Genomic DNA, 21,454 nt, shown 5'->3' with positions numbered 1-21,454 from the left:
TTAAGCGGCAATCGCCAATGTCTTCACGCCGGCCTTGTCGAGTATGCTCTTCAGACGGTCGCGAAGGTCCGCGGGCGTGGGTGTCATCGGTTCGCGAGGATCGCCCAGAGGCAAGCCGCGAAGCGCCGAGCCGGCCTTGGCAAGCGGAACGTAGCCATTCAACAGCATGAAATTCAGGATCGGCCAAAGCCTGGCCCAGACTTCAAGCGCGCTCGGCAGATCCTTGTCGACGGCGATCCTGTCGTAAAGCTCTACGCAGAGTTCGGGGATGAACGTCGAGGCGCCAATGATGGAGCCGGGCGCGCCATGCGCCAGAACCGCCAGGAGCGCCGGGTCGGAACCTGCGAGAACGGTTGGCGCTTCGGGGTTCGACAGCATCCGCATCGTTCTCGTAAAGCTCGCGGGGCTGTCCTTGATGTGCGAAACCAGACCGTCGCGCTTCAGAACCACCATCTGCTCTTCCGAGATATCGAGACCGGTGATGGACGGCGTGTCGTAATAGATGATCGGTCCACCGGCGATCCCGGCGATCTTGTCGAGGAATTTCTGGACTTCCGCGAACTTCAGCCTGTCGAAGTAAGGCGTAACGACCAGCATCTGATCGACGCCGACATTGCGGGCATGCCGGGCCAGATCGAGAGCGTCCCGGACATTGTTGGATCCGACATGCGCGATGACGTCCATCTTTCCGGACGCCGTCTCGATTGCGATTTCGAACAAACGCTTGCGCTCGGCGACGGTCAGAGCCGGGTGTTCGCCCGTCGAACCACTCGCCACGATCCCATGAATACCGGCATCCAGTTGGGATCTGATCAGCTGCGCATAGGCGCGTTCGTCGATGGCCGTTCCACCCTTGCCGAACGGCGTCAGGATCGCACTGAGAATTCCTTTGAGTTCGCTTTTCATGACTTACCTTTTTGTTGGGCGCGAGCCGGAGGCGACGACGAGGTCGCCTGCCGAAAGATCACTTCACTTGGCATCCAAAGCGGCGCTCTCGATGCCCCACTTCTTCAGGATGGCGTCGTAGGAACCATTCGCCTTCATCGTGGCGAGGCTCTCGGCCACGAGCTTGGCGAGCGATGCGTTTTCCGTTTGGAACCCGATGCCGAGCAGGTTCGGGCTGATGCCGGTTGCAACCTTCTTCAGGCTGTCGTTCTTCGTCATGTAGAAGGAGATGAGAGCATCCGTGGCGATGAAGCCATCGACGCTGTCGTTTTCAAGAGCGCGGATCGCGACGGGCTGCGTGTCGAACGCCTGGATCGTCACCGCCGGCTTACCACCAGCTTCGCACGTTGCACTGGTCTGCTGCAAAACTTTCAGCGAACCGGAGCCTTGGAGCACGCTCACGGAATGGCCGCAAAGACCGTCGAGACCTTCGATAGTCGAGGTCTTCTTGGTCACCACCGTCTGGCTGGCCTTGATGTACGGCACCATCGCGATGGTCTTCTCGCGCTCCGGCGTGATGTACATGGCGGCACAGACCATGTCGAAGCGGCCGGCCTGGAGTGCCGGAATCAGACCCTTGAAGTCGAGGCTGATGAATTCAGCGGTCGCGCCGATCTGCTGTGCAATTGCACCGCAAAGGGCAACGTCCACGCCGGTCGGCTTCTGGTCCTCGTCGTAGAAGCCCCAAGGCATCTGGGTCAGCGAAGTGCCGATCTTCAGATGAGTGGGTCTTTCCTGAGCGTCGGCAACGCCAGCGGCGACACATGCGAACAATGATGCGGCGATCAATTTTCTGATTTTCATTTCCGTCCCCTTAGTTTCAGTATAATATCTGTATACTGAAAAATATGTCAACACCCTTTGTGTGTTGGGCGTGACACCGGAATGCGGCTGGGAACCGACAACAAAGGTCTTTCAAAACGAGCAGGTCCGCTCGCGGAATGCGGCATGCGAACGCTCTGCAAATCAAACGCGAAGTATAGACATTTCATAGACTTACGCGGCGACATCGCGCCTCGCCGTTGCAGGCGGAAGCCTCTCTTCAGACAGGAAGAACGCGTCCCGGATTCATTATGTTGTCGGGGTCCAGCAGCGCCTTGATCCCCTTCATCATCTCCAGCTCGACGGCAGGCTTGTAGGCTTTCATCTCCTCGACATGGAGCGCCCCTATGCCGTGCTCGGCGCTGAACGTGCCGTCCATCTCCGCGGCAATGTCATAAATTGACTTGAAAACGTCCTTGCGCGTTTCCGCCTGGTTCTGGATGCCGTCCCAGCGGAACTTCTCGAAAATCACGTTGTAATGAAGGTTGCCGTCGCCGACATGGCCAACGACCGCGATTTCCGCAGCGGGGAAGGCTTCCTCCACCTTGAGTTTGGCGGCCTCGATGAAATGCGGGATCTGCGCCAGCGGAACGGCGATGTCGTGCGACATCCCCATGCCGTATTTTTTGTGAGCTTCGGTAAGGCTGTGCCTCAAACGCCAGATCGTCGCTCTCTGGCTTTCGTTGACGGTGACGACAACGTCGGTGATCCGACCTGTTTCCACCGCGTCCCCAATTGTGTTCTGGAGCCGGTCGCCGACGCTTGCCGGCTCGTCGGAGGCAATATCGACCAGGAGAAGCCAGCTATTGCTTTCATCGAAGGGAAAGGTCACGTCCGGCAGCATCTGCTTAACGATACGAACTTCGCTGCCCGACAGGAGCTCCATCGCGACAATGGAGCTGTCGAACGTACGCCGAAGCGGTTCGGTAATCGCCGGCAGGTTGCCTATGTCCTCGAAAGCTATCAGCGCGGCCGTGATCGGCGCCAGGCTCGGGAACAATTTCAGCGATACGGCGGTGATGACGCCGAGCGAACCCTCCGCCCCGATGAAGAGATGCTTTAGGTCATAGCCGGTATTGTTCTTTCTGAGCGTGCGCAGGCCGTTCCAGATCTGGCCGTCCGGAAGGACAACTTCCATGCCGAGCACGAGGTCGCGCGTATTGCCGTATCGGAGCACGCTCGTACCGCCGGCGTTCGTGGACACATTTCCGCCGATCTGACAGCTTCCTTCCGCGCCGAGGCTCAACGGAAAAAATCTGTCGACATCGCTCGCGGCCTTCTGGATATCGGCGAGGATGCATCCGGCCTCCGCCGTGATCGATCCGTTCGTCGGGTCCACCGAAATGATCCGGTTCATGCGACGCAAGGACAGCACGACGGATCGGCCGGATGCGTCCGGTACCGCACCCAGGCAGGTGCTCGTATTTCCGCCCTGCGGGAAGACGGCTATCTTGTGCTTGCGGCAAATGGAGAGCACTGCCGAGACTTCCAGCGTGCTTCCCGGAAGCACGACACACAGGGCCTTGCCGCGGGCCCGGCCCCAGAAATCCTCAAGATAGCCTTCCGCATCCGCGCCTGTCTTGACGAATTTGGGGCCAAGCTGTGCCTCGAACTCGGCCAGTACCCGACTATCGACGTCCATTTGCTTCACATCCCAGGAAAGAAAACGCTGCCTGTCTGAGCAACCGTGCCCTGCTGCGATCAGGCGACCATCGACGCTTCCAGGGCCAGAATTTCAGGAAGCATTTTGGAGAGTTGCGCCTCGGTCTCTGCACTTGCGTTGAGCAGCGGCAGCAGCGGCTCGCCGCAGGGTCGTCCGAGTATCTTCAAAGCGGCTTTCAGCGGCACCGGATTGTGTTCGGAAAACAGAAGCTTCAGGAACGGACGGATCTTGGCGTGAAGCTCCAGCGCCTGGTTCAGCTCATTCGCCAGGACCAACGCAGTGATCTTGTGCCAGATCCGCGGCACAATGCAGGAGGAGGCGATCAGCCCGCCTCGAGCGCCAGCAGCGATGTGCAACGGGTACACATCCTCGTCGCCAGACAGGATGGAGATCTTGTCGCCAGCAGCCTCGATCACGCGCATCTGCAGGCCTGTATCGGCATTGCACGCCTTCATCGCCATGATCCGCGTTGTCTCGCCGAGTTTCTGGACGGTTTCGGCAGTCAACGAGACCCCGGTGCGGTAAGGAAATTCGTAAAGAACCAGGTCTGCATCGAGCGTATCGGAAAGCGCCTTGAAGTATTCGACAATCCCCTCCTGCGTCGGGCGAACGTAGAACGGCGTGGTGACGAGCAGACCGTCCGCCCCCGCACGGAGGATGCGCTTGCCGGCGTCGATCGCCTCGCCCAGGCCGGGTGCGATCAATCCGGCAATCGTCGGCACGGCGCCATCGACCGCCTCTACGGTACAACGCACCATCTCGAGTTTCTGGCTGTCGCCAAGCGACACATACTCGCCAGTTCCGCCGATCGGCGCGAGCGCCGACGTCCCCTGGGCGACGAGATATCGAGCGAGGTCCCTGACGGACTCGACATCGACGCTTCCGTTCTTGATGGGCGTCGGAGTAGCAGTGACAATTCCGGAAAGGCTTTTGATATTCACTGGATTCTCCAACAACTACAAATCTCTAGAGGGCGTTGCCTCAAAACCGGGACGGTCATCCCTGCTGGACGCATCTGCGCGAGGACGTTCCGAAGACGAGCCATGGGCCATGGCCGTCATTTCTCGTTCTGCAGGACGACCAGATCCTCAGGCTCCCATCGCAACTCGATGGGGTCACCGATCCTGTATCTGCTCTGCGAAGGAAGCGATGTCGATTTCAGCTTGAGGATCGTGCCGTCCGGCAGTTGGACGGCCAAGGTCGTCATGCTGCCGATAAATGAAACACTGACCACCTTGCCGGCCGCGGTTGCCGTCGTTGTTGAAGCATCGCGCTGATCGGTCCCGGCGATACGGATTCTCTCGGGCCGAAGCATCGCTTCGCATTGTTCTCCCTGCGTCACCTTTCGCGATGCCGGCATTGCAAGGCAATAGCCCGTCGCGATGCGAAGTTTGCCGTTTGCTTCGACAGTCCCGGCCAGGAGATTGGACTCGCCAATGAACTGCGCGGCAAACCGGTTGATCGGGCGAAAATACAATTCGTCCGGCGTTCCCAGCTGGACGATCGCGCCATTGTTCATGAGGCAGATCCGATCCGACATGTTCAGGGCTTCTTCCTGATCATGCGTCACGTAGATGAAGGTGGTCCCGATTTCGCGGTGAAGGGTTTTGATCTCGTCCTGCATCTGCTCGCGCAGGTTTTTGTCGAGCGCGCCCAGCGGCTCGTCCATCATGATGATGGACGGCGAGTAAACGATGCAGCGGGCGATGCCGACGCGCTGCTGCTGGCCGCCGGACAGTTGCTTCGGCTTTCTGTTCTCGAAACCCGACAGACCGACGCGTTTCAACGCGTCGGTCACCTTGGCCTTGATGTCATCCTTGGAATAGCCCCGGACCCTGAGCGGATAGGCGACGTTGTCGAATGCGGTCATGTGCGGCATGAGCGCGTAGTTCTGAAACACCATGCCGATGCCGCGCTTGCGCGGAGGGGCATCGGTAATGTCGCTGCCGTTCAGCAATATCCTGCCGGAGCTCGACGAATATCCACCCGAGATGAGGTTCAGGAGCGTGCTCTTTCCAGATCCGGATGGACCGAGCAGCGTCAGGAATTCGCCCTTCTTGACCGCAAGCGTCGTCGGCCGCAATGCGAAGGTCGCGCCGAATTGCTTCGAGACTTCCTGCAATTCAATCATGCTCTGTTCAAGATCAGCCATAAGTTCTTCCTTGGCGCATGACGAGCTGTCCTTTGCGGCAGCTCGTGCGCGTGTCGTGTGCTTAGAGGTGCAAGCGCCTCAATTCTGGATCTCGGTGTTCTTCTGAAGCGCGACATTGACCAGGCACACGATGAGCGAGAGGACGGTCAGGATCGTCGACACGGCCGCTATCACGGGAGAAATCTCCCATTGAATGGCGCTGAACATCTTGACCGACAGCGTCGTTGTGGTCGGCCCCGCAAGAAACCAGGAAATGACGACCTCATCGAAGGAAATCAGGAACGCGAACAGCGCCCCTGCCCCGATCGACGGGTACAACTGCGGCAGGACGACTGTCATCAGCATTCGAAACCGGCCGGCGCCCATCAGCATGGCGCCGAATTCCAGATTTGGATCGAGCTTCTGAATGCCGGCGCTGACGATCACCATCGTGTAGGGCAGGACGAACATCGTGTGGGCGATGATGAGGCCGGTCGCGGTGCCGGTCAGTTTGAAGTATGAGAAGTAGAGATAGATCCCCAAGGCGAAGACCACTGACGGGATGACCAAGGGGCTCATGATCAGGCCGATCAGGAGCTTTTTTCCGGTAAAATCGAACCTGACCATCGCATAGGCCGCGGGAACGGCAATCACGGTCGCGATGATTGTCGTGATCACGGCGACACGAAAGCTGAGAAAGAGCGGCTGGGTCCAGGATTCCGTCGAAAAAAAGATCCGGTAGAGATCGAGCGAATATTCCGTCGGCGGGAATTTCAATTCGTATTTCGAACCGAACGAAACCGGGATCACGATGATGCTCGGCGCGAGCAGGAACAGGTAGACGCCAAAGGCAAGCACGCCCCCGACCAACTGGAAAATTCGGTTCCGCCAATCCTTGATGGCGTTCGATTTGGCAGCCATCAGTGTGCCCCCTGCTGCTGACGGCGACGCAGGAGCATCGCCGGCACGGCGAAGACGGCCACCATTACGAACAGTATGACGCCAACCGCGGATGCGACGTTCCAGTCCAGGACTTCCCTTGTATAAAAATCCACCAGGTTCGCCAGCATGAGATCCTGCCGGCCGCCCAGCAGCGCTGGCACGATGAAGAAACCCAGCGACATGACCGCGGCGCTCAGAACACCCGCAAGAATGCCGGGGGCGCTGAGAGGCAGTGTGACCGTCAGAAAAATGCGGCCAGGCTTCGCGCCCATCACTTCGGCGGCGCGATAGAGCGCGGGATCGATCGCAAGGAGACTGGCGAGGACCGGGAAGACGACAAGCGGCGTCAAATAATTCGTCATGCCGACGATCACCCCTATCCTGTTGAAGATGAGACGGAGCGCGACCTCGGCACCGGTCATCCAGGACAGGAACGAGTTCACCAGCCCCTCCCGGCCGAGAATGATCGTGAAGGCGTAGCTTTTCACGAGAATGCTGGTCCAGAACGGCAGAAGAACAAGTACCATCAGCGCGGCGCGACGCCGCGCCGACTGACGTGCCAGATGCAGCGCGACGATGTAGCCCAACACCAGGCTGATAAGGCTGGCGAGCAGGGAAACTATCACTGTCGTTTTGATCGCCCGCCGGAAAAGATTGCTTTCCAGGATCGAGACGAATGCTTCCGTGGAGGTGCCCCCCACAGTGCTGGTGTAGAAAATGAAGACGAGCGGCACCAATGCAACCAGAAGCGACAGGATCGCCGCCGGAGCAATGAAAGGCCCAGCATTTCTGGCTGCGTTGGTCGCCACTACGTTTCCTCTAGGTTTCAACAGCATCATAAGCCCGAGCAGCGGCTTTTATCCCAGCAACCACTCCTTGAAACGGCGCTCGAGGGGTTCCAGATTGGTCGACCACCACTCGTCGTTGATATAGGCATTGTTCTTGGCATCGAGTTTCGGAAGCCATTCAAGCGATTCAGGCTTCAGGAGCGAGTAGGCCTTGCGGCTGATCGGCGCGCCGCCTTTTGCCTCCATGCACGACGCCTGGTATTCCGGCCTCATCGCGAAGGACAGGAACTTGAAGGCGTTCTCCTTGTTGGGCGCATTCTTCAAGACGGCGAGATATTCGACGCCGTTGAGATTTTGATCGAACGAAAACCCCAGTTTCGTGGACTGGTCGCGATTGCTGGCCTGAATCCGGTTGGCGTAGGTGAAGCTGAAGTCAGCTTCGCCGGTCTGCAGCAGCGTCACGGTCTGCGGCGTCGCTTCCACCCACTTCGAGACATGCGGCTTGATCTTTTCGAGGACACCGAAGGCACGGTCGACATCGAGCGGGTAGAGTTCCGCGGGAGCAACCCCGTCGCCGAGAAGCGCGATCTCCAGCGTTTCCATTGCGCGCGTCCGCAGCGTCCGGCGGCCAGGAAAGGCCTCGGCATTGAAATAGTCCGCGAAGGTCTTGGGGTGTTTGCCTTCCGGAAACTTGACCGGATCGAAGGCGATGCCGCCGGCGAAGGTATAGAACGGCACCAGGGACTTCTTGCTCGGCAAGAGCAGATCGCTTTCGTCGAAAAGTCCCGACGGCAGGTCTTCCCAGTACCCGTTGAAAGCGCCGCTGGCACCCATCGAGCCGGGGGCGTCGAACACGTCCCACTGCACATTGTTGGTCATGATTTGAGCCTTGACCTTCGCCATGTCCGGCGTGTCGAGGATCGTCACGTTGATGCCGGTTTCCTTCATGAAGGGCTTTACGAGGCCATCTTCCATGCCTTGGCGATAATTGCCGCCCCAGGTCACCAGGACGAGCTCCGAGGTGGCGGCCCGGCTTGTTCTGATATTGGGCGCAGCCAGCATGCCGGCAGCGGCGACACCGGCTGTTACGAGGAAGTTACGGCGATTCATTGTGGGCAGATGCGTGCGACGAGTCATTGTATTCCCCTTTTCTCTGTCGTTGCGGATGGATTGCGATCGCACTGTGGTATTTCTTATTTATCCCTCTGATATTGAACCAGAAATTTGAGCGCATGCGTTCCCCAGAGGACAGGATGGCACCGCTCCCGAAGCTCCTTCGGATCACCCCACCGGCCCGCTGAGGAGGCACTTTTGTTACGGCCGGGCGCCACAGGCTTTCGACGCGGCATGAGCCGAATGCAAAGCCCTCAGTCCCAGGCCCACGCCTCTCATTTCGGAATACTTTACGTATACCGGAATTGAAGTCAATGCCTCGATGTCTAAATCTTGTCACATATGGGCTGCGCGAGGCGGCCCTCGCCTGGTGCCCTTCTTCAGGAGAATTTGGGGGATGCCCGCAAGTGAGCCATCCAAGAATGGATCAGAGTGATGCTCGAGATTCGGCAGTTCAAGCGATCAGCGCTCTGCTATCGATGCTCTTCGGAAGCCGCCTGATTGGCAGCAAGGCTTTGGCAGGTTTCGACGAACGCGCGGATCGCAGCAATTCGTGCGCCCAAAAGGTCCCAAAGCACGCCCATGCGCCGAATCTCGCCATCCTTTAGCCGAATTTTCTGCAGGCGCAGCCCTTCCGGCCAGGGGGGCGCCCAATCCGGCACCAGTGCTACGCCGAGGCCACGGCCGACAAAAGCCGCGATCGCGTCGAGCGCATCAAGCTCCGCCCATTCGCGCACCGTCAATCGGTGGAGCCGCAGATAGCGATCGATGATCTGGCCTCCCCATTGGTTGCGGTCATAGCGAATGAAGGGTTGCTCGCGGATCGTTGCGTGAACATCGCGGATCGACAGCCCTTCCGGCGCCAGCAGCACAAGCGGCTCATGACGCAAGGTGATCCAGCCGAGCGACTTGGGCAGCGGAAAATGCGGCTGCATGATCAGCGCCGTATCGAGGTCTCCCGCAAGGACGGCGTGATACAGATCGACCGATGAGCCCGGCATCAGAAAATATTCGATCTGCGGAACCCGTACGCTGAGCGCTGCTATGATTTCGGGTATCTGGCCCGTCAGCGCGGTAGCTGTCGCGCCAATCCGCAACTGTCCGGCCGGCAGGTCATCCGCCGCGATCGCCCGCAGATCGCGTGCCGCTTTGACCAGATTTGGTCCGTGTCGCTGGACCGCCATCCCGGCTGCCGTCGGCCTCACGGTCCGCCCCACACGCGCGACGAGGGTCTGCCCCAACTCGACCTCGAGAGCGCGTATGCGCTGCGCAACCGCGGCCGGGGTTACATTCAAGCGACGCGCCGCCTCGGCGATCGAACCGCAGTCCGCCACAGTCAGAAAGCTCTCCAGGAATCGGATATCCATAAGATACGTTTTCTATCTTCTAAAGAAAGAAGCAAGCATATTTCATTGCTTCATACCTGCCGTTATGTGGCATCGCATTCCAACGGCCAGGGTGCCTTCAACGAGGAATTTACCGATGACGATCCAGAGCAAATTCAGCGGCCTCGGCACCGACGCAGCGCCCGGACAAGAAGTCCGCCAGCTGTCCGGCAGTCTCGGGGCGGTGTTGCGCGGTGACGCGATCACCGGGCGACCGGTGGACTTTTCGCATGGTGACGTCGACGCGTTCACCCCGACGCCCCGCTCCTTCGAGGTCTTTTCAGCCGGCGTCGAAGCCGGCGGCAAGCAGGCCTACACCGAATACCGCGGTGATCTGGCTATCCGCGAAGACCTCGCCTGGCGGCTGGCAAGTTTCACCGGCGCGCCTGTCGATGCCGGCGACGGCATGATCATTACGCCCGGCACCCAGGGCGCCCTGTTCCTGGCCGTCGCGTCGACCGTATCGCGAGGCGACAAGGTGGCGATCGTCCAGCCCGATTACTTTGCCAACCGCAAACTGGTGGAATTCTGCGAAGGCGAAATGATGCCCGTCCGAATGGACTATGCGACCACCCAGGGCCGGTCGGGCCTCGACCTTGGCCAGTTGGAAGATGCGTTCAAGTCGGGCGCAAAGGTGTTCCTGTTTTCAAACCCCAACAATCCGGCGGGCGTCATCTACTCCCGCGAGGAGATCGAATCGATTGCAACTCTGGCAAGCCGATACGGCGCGACCGTCGTCGTCGACCAGCTATACGCGCGGCTTCTATACCCAGGCGTGGATTACACCCACTTGCGCGCGCAGCAGCTGGATGCGGAAAACGTGGTGACCATCATGGGCCCGTCGAAGACGGAATCGCTTAGCGGTTACCGGCTGGGGGTAGCCTTCGGATCGAAGGAGATCATTGCCCGGATGGAGAAGCTGCAGGCAATCGTATCCCTGCGCGCCGGGGGCTACAGCCAGGCCGTGTTGCGCACCTGGTTCGACGAACCGGATGGCTGGATGGACCAGCGCATTCGCGAGCACCAGGCGATCCGCGACGATCTGCTGAAGGCTTTCCGCGCGACGTCAGGCATTCAGGTCCGGACGACCGAAGCCGGCAGCTACATCTTTCCGGCGCTGCCCCAGCTGACGGTGCCCGGTAGCGACTTTGTACGCATCCTGCGCCTGCAGGCAGGCGTCATCGTGACACCCGGAACGGAGTTCAGCCCGTTTTCCGAGAGCGCCGTGCGCCTGAATTTTTCGCAGGACCACGCCGCTGCCATTGCAGCTTGCGAGCGTCTGGTCGCTCTCGTCGAGAGGTACCGCGTATGAACGGCAACAAATCGGATCAAGGCAAGCCGATACCGCAGGGACTGTATCTCCCCGCGACACGGCACGGCAGCATGATTTTCACCGCCGGAATGACCCCACGCAAGGATGGGGTACTGCAATTTACCGGACCGGTACCCGCCGATGCCGACCCTGCCGTGCACAAGGACGCGATGATCCTGGCCTGCCGCAACGCGCTGGCCGCGGCCGAAGCACAGCTTGCGGAAGGCGAAAGCCTTTCCGCCATCCTAACCCTCACGGTCTACATCGCTGCCGAGCCCGGCTTCACGGCACACTCGAAGCTGGCGGATTTCGCATCCGAGTTTCTGAAATCCAGACTTGGCCAGCGCGGAATAGGCAGCCGCGCCGCCGTCGGCGTCGCGACGCTCCCGGGCAACGCGCCCATAGAAGTGCAACTGGTTGCTGCGGTATAGGCGCGGCGGCGACAGTGCACTCCGGCTGCTGCGGACCAGGACCAGGCAAGAGCCGATCTATTCGGCGGGATGAAGAGCCGCCATTTGAAAGTCGGCATTCGTCCCCGCCGCGGTCTCGGTCAGGACATCCAGCGCAAACCCCGCCGAAGCGATGTCGAAGAAGATGTCGTAGGACACCGCGCCGAAACGGTCGAAACGGGCCACAACCGCATCCAGATGCAGGGCGCGGGTCTGGGCGAGATGAGCCGGTTTCAGGCTTTCCGGCCTCAGGTCGGCCATCGAAATCCGCCGCATCAACGCGGGCGCTGCGGGGCCTGATATCACGAACCACGCCCAGCCCTCGTCGCGATAGGCTTCGTAGCCTTTGGCCGGGAGTTCACTGTCGTGCCATGCGTTGCGCAGCTCGCGCAACCGCGCGCCGCTGCCGCCGGGAGGCGCCGTCAGCAGCACCTCCTGTTGGCCCAGCCGCAGCACTGACGTGCCGCAAGGCAGGTCAAGCGTAGTATTCACCGACTCGGGTGCGGATAGACCTGCTTCACCGAGCCAGTCCATCGTACCTGGGCCTCGCAGCCCAAGACGCTCTGTGCGCGTGCAATCGAAAACGACGTTTTCATGCGCACCGGGGAGCGCATCTCTTCGTGCAAGGCGTTGCGCCAAGGCGTTGTGGCGTAGACTGGGATCAACACCGACCGAGATTCCAAGATGGTGGCGCGGAAGCATCTTACATCTCCTGCCGTTGGTTCTCGGGATCATAGAATGGGGTAGGCACCACTCTGGCCTCCAGTTCCTTGCCACACAGGCCGCGTATGCGGAGACTGGATCCCGGCGTCGCATCACGCGGGTCGGCATAGGCCAGCCCGATCCATTTGTGCACGGTTGGCGATAAGCAGGTCGAGGTGACAAAGCCCACCGGGCGTCCGTCCCGCAGCACGAGGCAGGATTCCGCCAGCCGGATGCCGTGCCCCTCGGGCAGTTCGAAGCCGCAAAGCTTGCGCTTCAGGCCCAGCCTGCCGCGTGCCTCGACGCCTGTCTTGCCGACATATCGCGCCTTGGCCTTCGACAGCGCCCAACCCATAGCCAGCTCGTCCGGCGTCGAGAGCGCATCGGTATCCTGGCCTATGATGATATGCCCCTTTTCCAGGCGCAGGATACGCGAAGCTTCCAGCCCATAGGGTTGCAGACCGAAGGGTGCCCCTGCCTCCAGCAGCTTCCGCCAGTGGGACGCTCCGAAGGACTGCGGCACGTGAAGCTCGTAGCTCAGCTCGCCGGTAAACCCGATGCGCATGATACGCGCCGGGCACCCGCCGATCACACCGCTGCGGCCATTGAGATAGGGGAAGCCGTCCGGGGAGAGGTCGATGTCGCCTCCCAAAGCCTCGAGCACCTTGCGGGCCGCGGGGCCGGTGACGTTGATCGCGGCGAAAGCGGCGGTGACGTTCTGGATATCGACCTGCATGCCCCATTGCGTGTTCAGGAACAGCATGTCGGCAAAGACGCGGGCGACGGCGCCGGTGGTGGCGGTCACGTAGAATTCGGTCTCGGACAGTCGGAAAGCCACCCCGTCATCGATTACGGATCCCATGTCGTTCAGCATGAGGCAGTAGCGGACGCGCCCCACCGGCTGCCTGGCATGGGCCATCGTATAGATCCGGTCGAGGAACGCGGCCGCATCCGGACCACGGATCGCCAGCTTCCCCAAGGTCGAGACATCCAGCATGCCGACCCGATCGCGCACAAGCGTGACCTCGTCCCAGATCACTTTCTTGACGTCGCGTTTTCCGGCGTAATGTAGCGGCCGCCACCACGCCCCGACAGGTGCCAGTTTCGCTCCGCCGGCGACATGTTCGGCATGCATGGCGGTATGGCGGTATGGCACATGGTTCGGGCCTGCGAGCAGGCCAAGCTTTTCAGGGCCGAAAGGCGGACGCGAGGTGGTGATTCCCACTTCGCCCACCTTGCGCGCGGTCTCCCGAGCGACGATTCGGGCTGTTGCCAGGGCGGAATGCCGCCCCTGCGATGGCCCCATGCCGACGGTCGAATAGCGCTTCACCAGCTCAAGCTCGCTGTAGCCGTCGCTGACGGCGTTCTTGATATCTTTGATCTGCAGATCCTCGTCGAAATCCACGAAATCCCGCCCTTTGGGATGGGGGGACAGGTCTTGCAGATAATTCATCTTCGGCGCGCTGGCATCGGGGATGATGTCCGGGTGGACGCAGGCATGGCCGGCGCCCTGCGCCGCGGCCGCGCCCGCGACCTCGCCGCTCCGCAGCACCGATTTCAGGTCGAAATACCCTGCCGCCGATCCGGCAACGTGAAACGCTTCTGGCAGATTGCTCAGCACGAATTGCCGGCTGGCCTCGTCAAATCCCAGCTTGGCGCCGGCATGCAGGGGCAGCTGATAACACGGCGTGTAGCCTGCAGCGACCACCAGGTGATCGCAGTCCAGCAGTTCGGTGCCATGCTCGGGCGTGTTGAAGCGGATGGCTCGTATATGGCGATTGCCTCCGGCACCCAATGCTTCCGTAACGGTGGCATTGGGGATGATCCGAACGCCCCGCTCGATGAGGCGTTGCGCGAGGATCTTGCCGGACACATCAGCAGCGGGATCGAGAACGGCGAACAGCGATACGCCCGCGTCGAGAAGGTCGAGAGCCGTGAGATATCCATCCCGGTTGCCGGCAAACACCACGGCGCGCTGGCCGGGACGAACCGCATAATGGCGCATCAGTCTCTGCGCGGCGGACGACAAAAGAATGCCCGGCAAGTCGTTATTGCGAAACACCAGCGGCTGTTCATGCGAACCCGCAGCCACCACGACCTGCTTCGCACGAACACGATAGAGCATCTCGCCCTGCAGCACCGGAAGCCAGTTGTCGGCGAACCAGCCATTGCATGTGGCCCCGCGCAGCACTCGCAGATTGCCCAGCTTTTCAGCCGCTTCGCGCAGCGTCTTCAGGGTCGCCTCTGCCTCTGCCGGCTCAAGCCCGAAACGCGCATAGGTCAGGGCGCCGCCGAGTTCCGGGTTCAAATCGACCAGCAGCACCTGCGCACCAGCCTCGGCTGCCTTGATGGCGGCCGAAAGGCCGGCCGGGCCCGCGCCCACGACCAGCACGTCGGTGTGCAAATTTTCCTTGATGTAGTGGCCGCGACCGGCGGCCGGATCGACCTTGCCGAGGCCGGCCGACTTGCGGATCATCGGCTCCCAGAATTTCAACCAGCTCTTTGCGCCGGGGCGAAAGAAGCTGCGATAGTAGAATCCGACGGGCATGAAGCGCCCCAGCCTGTCGAGCACCGCGCCGCGGTCGTGCTCGGCCGTTCCGCTGACGTTCTGGGCGGTGACCTTCAACCCTTCGGCGATCGGGCGCAGGTCGGCCCGGACATTCGGCTCATCCGGCAGTTGCACCAGCGTGTTGGCGTCCTGTCCGGCCATGGTCAGAATTCCGCGCGGACGGTGGTATTTGAATGAGCGCGACAGGATCCAGCGACCGGTTCCGGCCATGGCGGAGGCAATGCAGTCGCCGGCGAAACCTTCGAGAGGCCAGCCGTCGAATTCGAAACGGATCTTGCGGGTGCGATCGAGACGCGATCCCCAGGGAAGTGGCAGCCGTTCGGTCATTCAGGCGGGCTTTCGGTTCGGAAGGTAGGTGGCCGCGATCTGGTCGCTGACGGTATGGCGTTCGGCGATGAACACGGTGTTGGACGGGGTGTGCCGCCACCACTCGCGCATCACGCCGAGCGGGTTCTCGGCGTAGAACAGGGCTTCGATCAGCTGCTCGGGCTGTTCGGCGCTGGCCGCGCGGACCGGTCCGAGATACTGGAATTCGGTAATGTTGCGAGGCCCATTCACCGGGCAGGTCAGAAGTTTCATGGAAGCCTCGTCAATGGCTGGCGGCCGTGGCGCCCATTTCATTCAGCAGCGCAAAGCTGTCGAACCGGCGCAGGTCGAATGGTTTCAAGACATCGGGCACGCGCCCGGTGGCGATGGTCTCGGCCATGCGCTTGCCGGCCACAGGCGTCGCCTTGAAGCCCCAGGTTCCCCATCCGCAGTCGAGCCAGTAGTTCTGCAGCGGTGAAGCCCCCATGATCGGACTGTAGTCCGGCGTCATGTCGGTGATCCCCGCCCATTGCCGCAGCAGCTTGACCTTGTGCAGGAAGGGGAAGAGGTGCAGCGCGCCTTCGGCGAGATGTTCCTTCTGGTCCAGCGTGGAGCGGGTCGACGCCAGCTGGTAGGGGTCGGAGCCGCCCCCGATGACGACCTCGCCACGGGAGGATTGCACCAAATAGGTGTGCAAATTGGCGGATGAGACAAGTATGTGCAGGAATGGCTTCAACGGCTGCGTCACCATTGCCTGCAGTGGGAAGCAGCGTATCGGCAGCTGGATGCCCGCCATGGCGGCGACCTGGCCATTGAGCCCGCCCACGGCCTGCAGCACCTGCCCGGCGGCAATCGTGCCGCGGTTCGTCTTGATATGGGTGACCCGGTCGCCCGCGCGCTCGAAGCCGGTCACCTCGGTGCGCTGGTGGATCTGCACGCCACGCTCGCTGGCATGCTTGGCATAACCCCATGCCACGGCATCATGGCGGGCAGTACCGCCGTCGGCATGCCAGAGCCCGCCCATGACCTCGTGCTGACCACCGAGATCGAGGTTCAGATGCGGGCAAAGTTCCTTCACCGTCTGGACATCGACCACTTCGATCCGGGTGCCCATATGCTTGCCCATCTCGGCACGCAGATGGAAACTGCGCAGCGTCGCTTCGGAATGCGCGAGCGTCAGCTGTCCGCGCTGCGAAAACATGACGTTGAAGCCGAGATCCTGCGACATCGTCTCGAAGATCTCGACGCCTTCCTTGTAGAAGCGGATCGATTCCTCGGTCATGTAATTCGAGCGGATCGTGGTGGTGTTGCGCGCCGTATTGCCGCCCGCGAGATAGCCCTTTTCCAGCACGGCGATATTGCGAATGCCATGCACGTTGGACAGGTAGTAAGCCGCCGCAAGACCGTGACCGCCACCGCCGATGATCACCACGTCGTAGGATCGCTTCAGCTCGGGCGTCAGAGGGATGTCGCGAAAGGCAACGTGCCTGGCGCGCAGACCGTATTTCAGCAAGGAGAAAGGCATGGTTTCCTGCGGTTCAGCAGCTGGGATCGAGCCTTAGAAAACCCGCCAGGCTGGCTTGGCGCAAGAAATCGTTCTTTACCCAGTGACCTCGTTTTCGTAATGCATGGAAAATCTGAATGGGGTCTCCATGCGAAACCTGCCGCATCTCATCTATCTGGAAGCCTTCGAAGCGGCTGCCCGGCATCTGAGCTTCACCCGGGCAGCCGAGGAGTTGAATTGTACGCAAGGGGCGATCAGCCAACGGGTTCGGGCGCTGGAGCAATTCTTCGCCAGGCCACTCTTCCACCGCCGCAGCAACGGCTTGGAGCTGACCGAAGTCGGCACTGCCTATCTGCCGGGAATAGCCGAGGCTCTGGATCGGGCCGAGGCAGCGACCGAAGGGCTGCTGGGCGCACAGGCGCAGACCAGCGTGACGGTATCAGCCCCGCTCAGCTTCGTCACACTGTGGCTCGCACGGCATCTGGGTCGCTTTTCCGCCGCCCATCCGCGGATCGAGGTGCGGCTGAACAGCACGATCTGGACCGACCCCAACGTGGAACTGGCGGATCTCAGCATTCTGGCGATCGATCCGTTGCAGCCGCTATCGGGTGCCGTGCAACTGGGTGAAGAGCGACTGGTGCTTCTCTGCGACCCCGAGACCGCTCGCCTGGCCGGAACGAGACCCAGCGCAGACTGGTTCAACGCCGCCCGGCTCATCTATGTGCAGGGCAGGATGCAGCTGCTGGATCTTTGGGCGAAGAAGGAAAACATGGTCGTCGCGCCACAAAAAGCGCCAATCAAGGCCGACAATGCGGCAGCGGCATTGGAGATTGCGGCGTGCGCCGGCGGCATCACGGCCGTCATGTCGACTTATGCGGCAGCCTACCTGGCCTCGGGGCGGCTGGTGGCGCCCTTCGGCGCAGGGGAAATCCTGCCGGTCGCCCTGCATGTGGTCCCCAATCAACAGCGCCGGCTCTCGCGGTCCGCGACGCTGTTCGTGCAATGGCTGTCAGGGGAGGTTCCATTCCACCGCGAGATCTAGCTTTCCGTTCAACACCGGCGCGCCCGAAAACATTATTCGTTTGATGCGCTGTTTGGTCAGGTTGTGATGCAGCGTGGCGTATTCGTCGGCACGCTCGGCATCATGCGCCTTTATGGCGTCGAATATCAGATCATGCTGGCGCACGGTTTCGGCGAGATGCAGTCGAACATCATTCTCGTCTTCATTGGCAGCGCTGACGAAGCAGGCGCGCGCTATTCGAATGGAGCCGATCAACGTCTGTTCGTAGAAGCCGGAGAAATGCCGGTTATCCGCGGCCTTGGCGATCGCCATGTGAAAGGAAAAATTGGTTTCGGAGCGGCCGACGCCGTCGCCGGAGGCCACCGCGTCCTTGAACAGTTCCATCTGCTCGGTGATCCGCTTCAAATCGTCGTCCGTGCGGTTTTGGGCCGCAAGGCGATGCACCATGCGGCTGGCGATCAACAGGGCGTCATAGAGCTTGGGCAAATCATCGAAGTCGAGGGGCGCCACCTTTGCAGAACGCCCTTCGCGCACGACCAGACCGTCAGCGATCAGCTGGATGATAGCTTCACGTACCGGCGTGCGCGAGACCGACAATGCCTCGGCAAGCGCCGCCTCGTCGAGGCTTCGACCAGGACGCAGCTCCAGCCGCAAGATCGCGTCGCGCAGCTCACGCGTCACTTTCCAAGCATCCCGTTCGGTCATTGAATTCACAACCTCTAGAATTGTTCTGCGTGCCAATACGTGCCTGCCTTTGAAAGCGCTATTCTAATCGGTTTCGCGAGACAAGCGACCTGCAGGTCACCGCAAGACCTTTGGTCAGCGGAAGTTGAGATTCTACCGCAATGCGACTTGTAGACGTTGCCGCGCCGACGAAATGAATGCCTGGCCGATACCGGCGGGTTCTGTGTGCGGGCCTAGCGAATGAGGACGCCAGACGCCATGAAGCCGCCGTCGATATTCAGAATGTGACCGTTGATGTAGGCGGCTGCCGGGGAGGCCAGGAAAAGGATAGCCGCCGAAACTTCTTCGGGCTTTGCGTATCGCTTTGCGGGAATCTGCGCTTCCCAGATCGCTCGGTCCTTTGGTCCATGCACCTTGAGGATCATCGGCGTATCGACAGGCGTTGGTGCGACGGCATTGGCGGTCACACCCTTGTCGCCAAGTTCCGCCGCCAGAAGGCGCGTCAGCATGTCGACAGCGCCCTTGCTGCAGGAATAGGCGCCACGTCCGGTATTGGCGATCTGGCCGTTCACCGAACTTACGGTGATGATGCGTCCCTCGCCCTTGGCCACCATCTGCCGACCGGCGAACTGGCAGCAATTGAAGGTGCCGGTCAGATTAACCGAGAGAATGTGCTCCCAGTCCTGCGGGTCGAAATCCAGGATGGCACCGGTCTTCACGATGGCTGCACTGGTCACCAGAACATCTGTACCGCCAATCTCCTCGATCTTTTTGAACGCGGCTTCGACGGCGTCACGATCCGTGACGTCGAGTGCGATGCTTGAGACCATGCCCTTTCCGCGCAGCCTCTCCATGGCCTTGTCCAGGGCATCCTGCGACCAATCCATGATGATCACATTGGCGCCCTTTTGCGCGAAGCCCAATGCGGTCGCTTCACCGATGCCGCCGGCACCGCCGGTAACAACGACATTCTTTCCGGTAAAATCTGCCATTTTCTCTTCTCTGTCGCCTCGCGGTCATGGGAGGCCTTAAAGGGCTTGGTTCGTGGTGCAAGAATCCGTCGGCAGGCCCAGTATACCAAATGGATACCAATTTATGTCAAGGCGTTTCCCGGACACTGGTCCCGCCATTGACCCGGCCTTGGCGTGTCGCGACCCGCTGGATGTTCGCGACATTACAGCGTCAGGGCAACACCTCAGCACCAGGTGTTCAAAGCGAACGTGAGTTCGATTACGAGGGCGCCAATGCAGGCTTTCGCCGGCTATTGTGAGGCGATCTCCCTAGGTGGCGGGCCTGGATTGAGAACCTCACCGGCCAAGCCGATAAGCCGCTCGATCGCTTCCGACCGGTCCGGACGATACATGATCTGAACGTCCGCCGAAGGGGCCGGAGCCTCAAGAGGCCGGTACACGACTCCCGGTCGCGATAGCTTCTGAACGCATTCAGGCACAAGCGCGATGCCGAGGCCGGCAGCAACCAGGCTGGTCAGCGAATAGGATTCGACGACCTCATGCGAAATCTGCGGCGTGAACCCGGCTTCGATGCAGCAATCCCTCAGATATCTCGCGAACCGTGAATCGCTCAATCTCAGGAACACCAGACTTTCATTCTTCAGCGCGGACAGCGGCAGCTGATCATAGGCGGCAAGCCGATGCGCCGCCGGCAGGACGACGCCGACATTTTCATGCCAGGCGAGCTGGGTGATCAAATCGGGTTCATGGGGCGGTCGCCGAATGAAGCTGACATCAATGCGACGGGCCAGCAACGCCGCCTGCTGCGCCTGGGGCCCCATTTCATGAATGCGCATGACCACGTCCCGATAACGCTTACCAAAAATCGCGATGAGTTCGGCCAATGGCCCAAGCAGAACTGAACCGGTCGTGCCGACATTGATCACGCTGACCTGTCCTGCACCGATGTCGCGCGCGTCCTTTGCGGCATGCTCGACCCCGCTAAGTATCGTGCGAGCATTCACAAGAAAGCTTATGCCGGCGGGCGTCAGCTTGACCCTGCGGCTCGTGCGCTCGAACAACACCGTGCCCACCTCCCTCTCAAGATCCTTGATCTGCTGGCTGAGTGGCGGCTGCGAAATGTTCATCCGTGCGGCCGCCACCGTAAAGCTCAGCTCTTCGGCCAGGGCCACGAAATATCGCAGATGACGCAGCTCCATGCCGGGCTCCCATGTTTTATATCTTTTTCATATAGAAATAGCCGAACAATATATTGGACATATTGCGCCTCCATCGACAAAAATTCGCAAAATAGAAAAAACCTGATCTTCGAATCAGGATGGGAATCGAGGAACTGGAGCGAGTGTCGGCCGGACGCAGCTGCCAATTGGCGGCAAAGCGCCCTGCCTACGGTCAAAGCTTCTCAAGCTCTCGACAAATCTGCCAGCGATATGACTGGCCTCCTTGGAGGAGAACATGCCAAATCTCATGAAATCCCTGTTCGGACAGGTCGTGATCGCCCTGGTGCTTGGCGTTGTCGTCGGTGTCGCCTGGCCGGAATTCGCAGCCCAATTGAAGCCGCTTGGTGATGGCTTCATCAAGCTCATCAGGATGATCATCGCACCGCTCGTGTTCGGCGTCGTCGTCCATGGTGTCGTCGGCGCGGGCGACCTGCGGAAAGTCGGCCGCGTCGGTGTAAAGGCCATCCTCTATTTCGAGGCGGTCACGACCGTGGCTCTGGTCATGGGCCTCCTCATTGCTCATTTCTTCGCGCCCGGCGCCGGCATGAACATCGATCCCTCGAAGCTCGATGCAGGCGCCCTCGGCTCCTATACCGATAAGGTCGGACAAGTCACGAGTACCGTGGACGTCCTCATGCGCATCATCCCGACGACCATTTTCGATGCGTTCACAAAAGGCGATATCCTGCAGGTCCTATTGATTGCCCTGTTGTTCGGTGCAGGTCTCTGCCTGCTCGGCGAACGCGGACGGCCTGTCGTCAATATCATCGAGATCATCACCGACGTTCTGTTCAAGATCATAGCACTACTTTGGCAGATTTTTGAAAGCGGCGGCACTTTTGGGATTCCCAGGGCGCGATTTGCGTGATTCATGGGTGGTCGGCTTTGTGGAGGGCCGGCCATGGATACGCATTGGAAGACAGATCT

General features: G+C 60.6%; 19 protein-coding genes and 1 pseudogene. 4 read left to right on the top strand and 16 right to left on the bottom strand.

The window, feature by feature from the left end:
- From D3227_RS26210 to D3227_RS26170, 9 genes are all read right to left on the bottom strand, one after another.
- Window positions 1-906, bottom strand: coding sequence for a dihydrodipicolinate synthase family protein (locus tag D3227_RS26210; RefSeq protein ID WP_120017175.1), 906 nt, complete (start codon window positions 904-906; stop codon window positions 1-3).
- Window positions 907-969: 63 nt separating this feature from the next.
- Window positions 970-1,749: a substrate-binding periplasmic protein gene (locus D3227_RS26205; RefSeq protein ID WP_120017174.1), complete on the bottom strand. Its 780-nt coding sequence runs from the start codon at window positions 1,747-1,749 to the stop codon at window positions 970-972.
- Window positions 1,750-1,987: 238 nt separating this feature from the next.
- A complete protein-coding gene (locus D3227_RS26200; protein ID WP_120017173.1) occupies window positions 1,988-3,409 on the bottom strand; it encodes an FAD-binding oxidoreductase in 1,422 nt (473 codons plus the stop codon).
- A 59-nt stretch (window positions 3,410-3,468) separates the two neighbouring features.
- Window positions 3,469-4,371, bottom strand: coding sequence for a 4-hydroxy-tetrahydrodipicolinate synthase (gene dapA / locus D3227_RS26195; RefSeq protein WP_167480849.1), 903 nt, complete (start codon window positions 4,369-4,371; stop codon window positions 3,469-3,471).
- 116 nt (window positions 4,372-4,487) lie between these two features.
- Window positions 4,488-5,582 carry an ABC transporter ATP-binding protein gene (locus tag D3227_RS26190; protein WP_120017171.1) on the bottom strand — a complete coding sequence of 365 codons (1,095 nt, stop codon included), beginning with the start codon at window positions 5,580-5,582 and terminating at the stop codon, window positions 4,488-4,490.
- A gap of 78 nt (window positions 5,583-5,660) precedes the next feature.
- Window positions 5,661-6,482, bottom strand: a complete 822-nt coding sequence (locus D3227_RS26185; RefSeq protein ID WP_245451888.1) for an ABC transporter permease — start codon at window positions 6,480-6,482, stop codon at window positions 5,661-5,663.
- Entirely contained in the window at window positions 6,482-7,312 is an 831-nt protein-coding gene (locus D3227_RS26180) for an ABC transporter permease (protein ID WP_208646436.1), read from the bottom strand. Before D3227_RS26180 ends, D3227_RS26185 begins: the two co-directional genes overlap by 1 nt.
- Window positions 7,313-7,360: 48 nt before the next feature.
- Window positions 7,361-8,428 (bottom strand): ABC transporter substrate-binding protein, encoded by a 1,068-nt coding sequence (locus D3227_RS26175; protein WP_120017170.1) that lies wholly within the window; start codon window positions 8,426-8,428, stop codon window positions 7,361-7,363.
- A 449-nt stretch (window positions 8,429-8,877) separates the two neighbouring features.
- Window positions 8,878-9,771 (bottom strand): LysR family transcriptional regulator, encoded by an 894-nt coding sequence (locus D3227_RS26170; protein ID WP_120017169.1) that lies wholly within the window; start codon window positions 9,769-9,771, stop codon window positions 8,878-8,880.
- Window positions 9,772-9,886: 115 nt separating this feature from the next.
- On the opposite strand from D3227_RS26170, the gene D3227_RS26165 reads away from it, so the two are divergent.
- Together D3227_RS26165 and D3227_RS26160 are read left to right on the top strand one after the other, a co-directional pair.
- Window positions 9,887-11,101, top strand: a complete 1,215-nt coding sequence (locus D3227_RS26165; RefSeq protein WP_120017168.1) for a pyridoxal phosphate-dependent aminotransferase — start codon at window positions 9,887-9,889, stop codon at window positions 11,099-11,101.
- Window positions 11,098-11,532 (top strand): RidA family protein, encoded by a 435-nt coding sequence (locus D3227_RS26160; RefSeq protein WP_120017167.1) that lies wholly within the window; start codon window positions 11,098-11,100, stop codon window positions 11,530-11,532. The genes D3227_RS26165 and D3227_RS26160 overlap by 4 nt, the downstream gene beginning before the upstream one ends.
- 57 nt (window positions 11,533-11,589) lie before the next feature.
- Here D3227_RS26160 and D3227_RS26155 read toward each other — a convergent pair whose 3' ends face one another.
- The 4 genes from D3227_RS26155 to D3227_RS26140 form a co-directional block, all read right to left on the bottom strand.
- Window positions 11,590-12,084 carry a hypothetical protein gene (locus tag D3227_RS26155; protein WP_147377681.1) on the bottom strand — a complete coding sequence of 165 codons (495 nt, stop codon included), beginning with the start codon at window positions 12,082-12,084 and terminating at the stop codon, window positions 11,590-11,592.
- A gap of 169 nt (window positions 12,085-12,253) precedes the next feature.
- Entirely contained in the window at window positions 12,254-15,148 is a 2,895-nt protein-coding gene (locus D3227_RS43845; protein ID WP_120017165.1) for an FAD-dependent oxidoreductase, read from the bottom strand.
- Window positions 15,149-15,400 (bottom strand): sarcosine oxidase subunit delta, encoded by a 252-nt coding sequence (locus D3227_RS26145; RefSeq protein WP_120017230.1) that lies wholly within the window; start codon window positions 15,398-15,400, stop codon window positions 15,149-15,151.
- A gap of 10 nt (window positions 15,401-15,410) precedes the next feature.
- Entirely contained in the window at window positions 15,411-16,652 is a 1,242-nt protein-coding gene (locus D3227_RS26140; RefSeq protein ID WP_120017164.1) for an FAD-dependent oxidoreductase, read from the bottom strand.
- Window positions 16,653-16,779: 127 nt separating this feature from the next.
- On the opposite strand from D3227_RS26140, the gene D3227_RS26135 reads away from it, so the two are divergent.
- The gene (locus D3227_RS26135; RefSeq protein ID WP_167480848.1) at window positions 16,780-17,673 is read left to right on the top strand and encodes a LysR family transcriptional regulator; all 894 of its coding nucleotides are present in this window, start codon (window positions 16,780-16,782) and stop codon (window positions 17,671-17,673) included.
- Here the strand turns inward: D3227_RS26135 and D3227_RS26130 are convergent.
- The 3 genes from D3227_RS26130 to D3227_RS26120 form a co-directional block, all read right to left on the bottom strand.
- Entirely contained in the window at window positions 17,641-18,357 is a 717-nt protein-coding gene (locus D3227_RS26130; protein WP_120017162.1) for a GntR family transcriptional regulator, read from the bottom strand. The two genes, D3227_RS26135 and D3227_RS26130, sit on opposite strands and share 33 nt — an antisense overlap.
- Window positions 18,358-18,569: 212 nt before the next feature.
- Entirely contained in the window at window positions 18,570-19,328 is a 759-nt protein-coding gene (locus D3227_RS26125) for an SDR family NAD(P)-dependent oxidoreductase (protein ID WP_120017161.1), read from the bottom strand.
- 269 nt (window positions 19,329-19,597) lie between these two features.
- On the bottom strand, window positions 19,598-20,506 hold the full coding sequence (locus D3227_RS26120) for a LysR substrate-binding domain-containing protein (RefSeq protein WP_120017160.1): 909 nt from the start codon (window positions 20,504-20,506) through the stop codon (window positions 19,598-19,600).
- Between the two features lie 256 nt (window positions 20,507-20,762).
- Between D3227_RS26120 and D3227_RS26115 the strand changes: the two are divergent.
- Window positions 20,763-21,359 (top strand): annotated as a pseudogene (locus D3227_RS26115) (cation:dicarboxylate symporter family transporter); the annotation flags it as partial.
- Window positions 21,360-21,454: the final 95 nt, after the last annotated feature.

The sequence above is a fragment of the Mesorhizobium waimense genome (assembly GCF_003601975.1).
In the GTDB taxonomy this organism is placed as follows: domain Bacteria; phylum Pseudomonadota; class Alphaproteobacteria; order Rhizobiales; family Rhizobiaceae; genus Mesorhizobium; species Mesorhizobium waimense.
This window is presented reverse-complemented; position numbering and strand designations above follow the sequence as displayed.

Coding starts and splice junctions, on each gene's coding strand:
- D3227_RS26210 (WP_120017175.1), bottom strand. CDS start 906: ATGAAAAGCGAACTCAAAGGAATTCTCAGTGCGATCCTGACGCCGTTC.
- D3227_RS26205 (WP_120017174.1), bottom strand. CDS start 1,749: ATGAAAATCAGAAAATTGATCGCCGCATCATTGTTCGCATGTGTCGCC.
- D3227_RS26200 (WP_120017173.1), bottom strand. CDS start 3,409: ATGGACGTCGATAGTCGGGTACTGGCCGAGTTCGAGGCACAGCTTGGC.
- D3227_RS26190 (WP_120017171.1), bottom strand. CDS start 5,582: ATGGCTGATCTTGAACAGAGCATGATTGAATTGCAGGAAGTCTCGAAG.
- D3227_RS26185 (WP_245451888.1), bottom strand. CDS start 6,482: ATGGCTGCCAAATCGAACGCCATCAAGGATTGGCGGAACCGAATTTTC.
- D3227_RS26175 (WP_120017170.1), bottom strand. CDS start 8,428: ATGACTCGTCGCACGCATCTGCCCACAATGAATCGCCGTAACTTCCTC.
- D3227_RS26170 (WP_120017169.1), bottom strand. CDS start 9,771: ATGGATATCCGATTCCTGGAGAGCTTTCTGACTGTGGCGGACTGCGGT.
- D3227_RS26165 (WP_120017168.1), top strand. CDS start 9,887: ATGACGATCCAGAGCAAATTCAGCGGCCTCGGCACCGACGCAGCGCCC.
- D3227_RS26160 (WP_120017167.1), top strand. CDS start 11,098: ATGAACGGCAACAAATCGGATCAAGGCAAGCCGATACCGCAGGGACTG.
- D3227_RS26155 (WP_147377681.1), bottom strand. CDS start 12,084: ATGGACTGGCTCGGTGAAGCAGGTCTATCCGCACCCGAGTCGGTGAAT.
- D3227_RS43845 (WP_120017165.1), bottom strand. CDS start 15,148: ATGACCGAACGGCTGCCACTTCCCTGGGGATCGCGTCTCGATCGCACC.
- D3227_RS26145 (WP_120017230.1), bottom strand. CDS start 15,400: ATGAAACTTCTGACCTGCCCGGTGAATGGGCCTCGCAACATTACCGAA.
- D3227_RS26140 (WP_120017164.1), bottom strand. CDS start 16,652: ATGCCTTTCTCCTTGCTGAAATACGGTCTGCGCGCCAGGCACGTTGCC.
- D3227_RS26135 (WP_167480848.1), top strand. CDS start 16,780: ATGCGAAACCTGCCGCATCTCATCTATCTGGAAGCCTTCGAAGCGGCT.
- D3227_RS26130 (WP_120017162.1), bottom strand. CDS start 18,357: ATGACCGAACGGGATGCTTGGAAAGTGACGCGTGAGCTGCGCGACGCG.
- D3227_RS26125 (WP_120017161.1), bottom strand. CDS start 19,328: ATGGCAGATTTTACCGGAAAGAATGTCGTTGTTACCGGCGGTGCCGGC.
- D3227_RS26120 (WP_120017160.1), bottom strand. CDS start 20,506: ATGGAGCTGCGTCATCTGCGATATTTCGTGGCCCTGGCCGAAGAGCTG.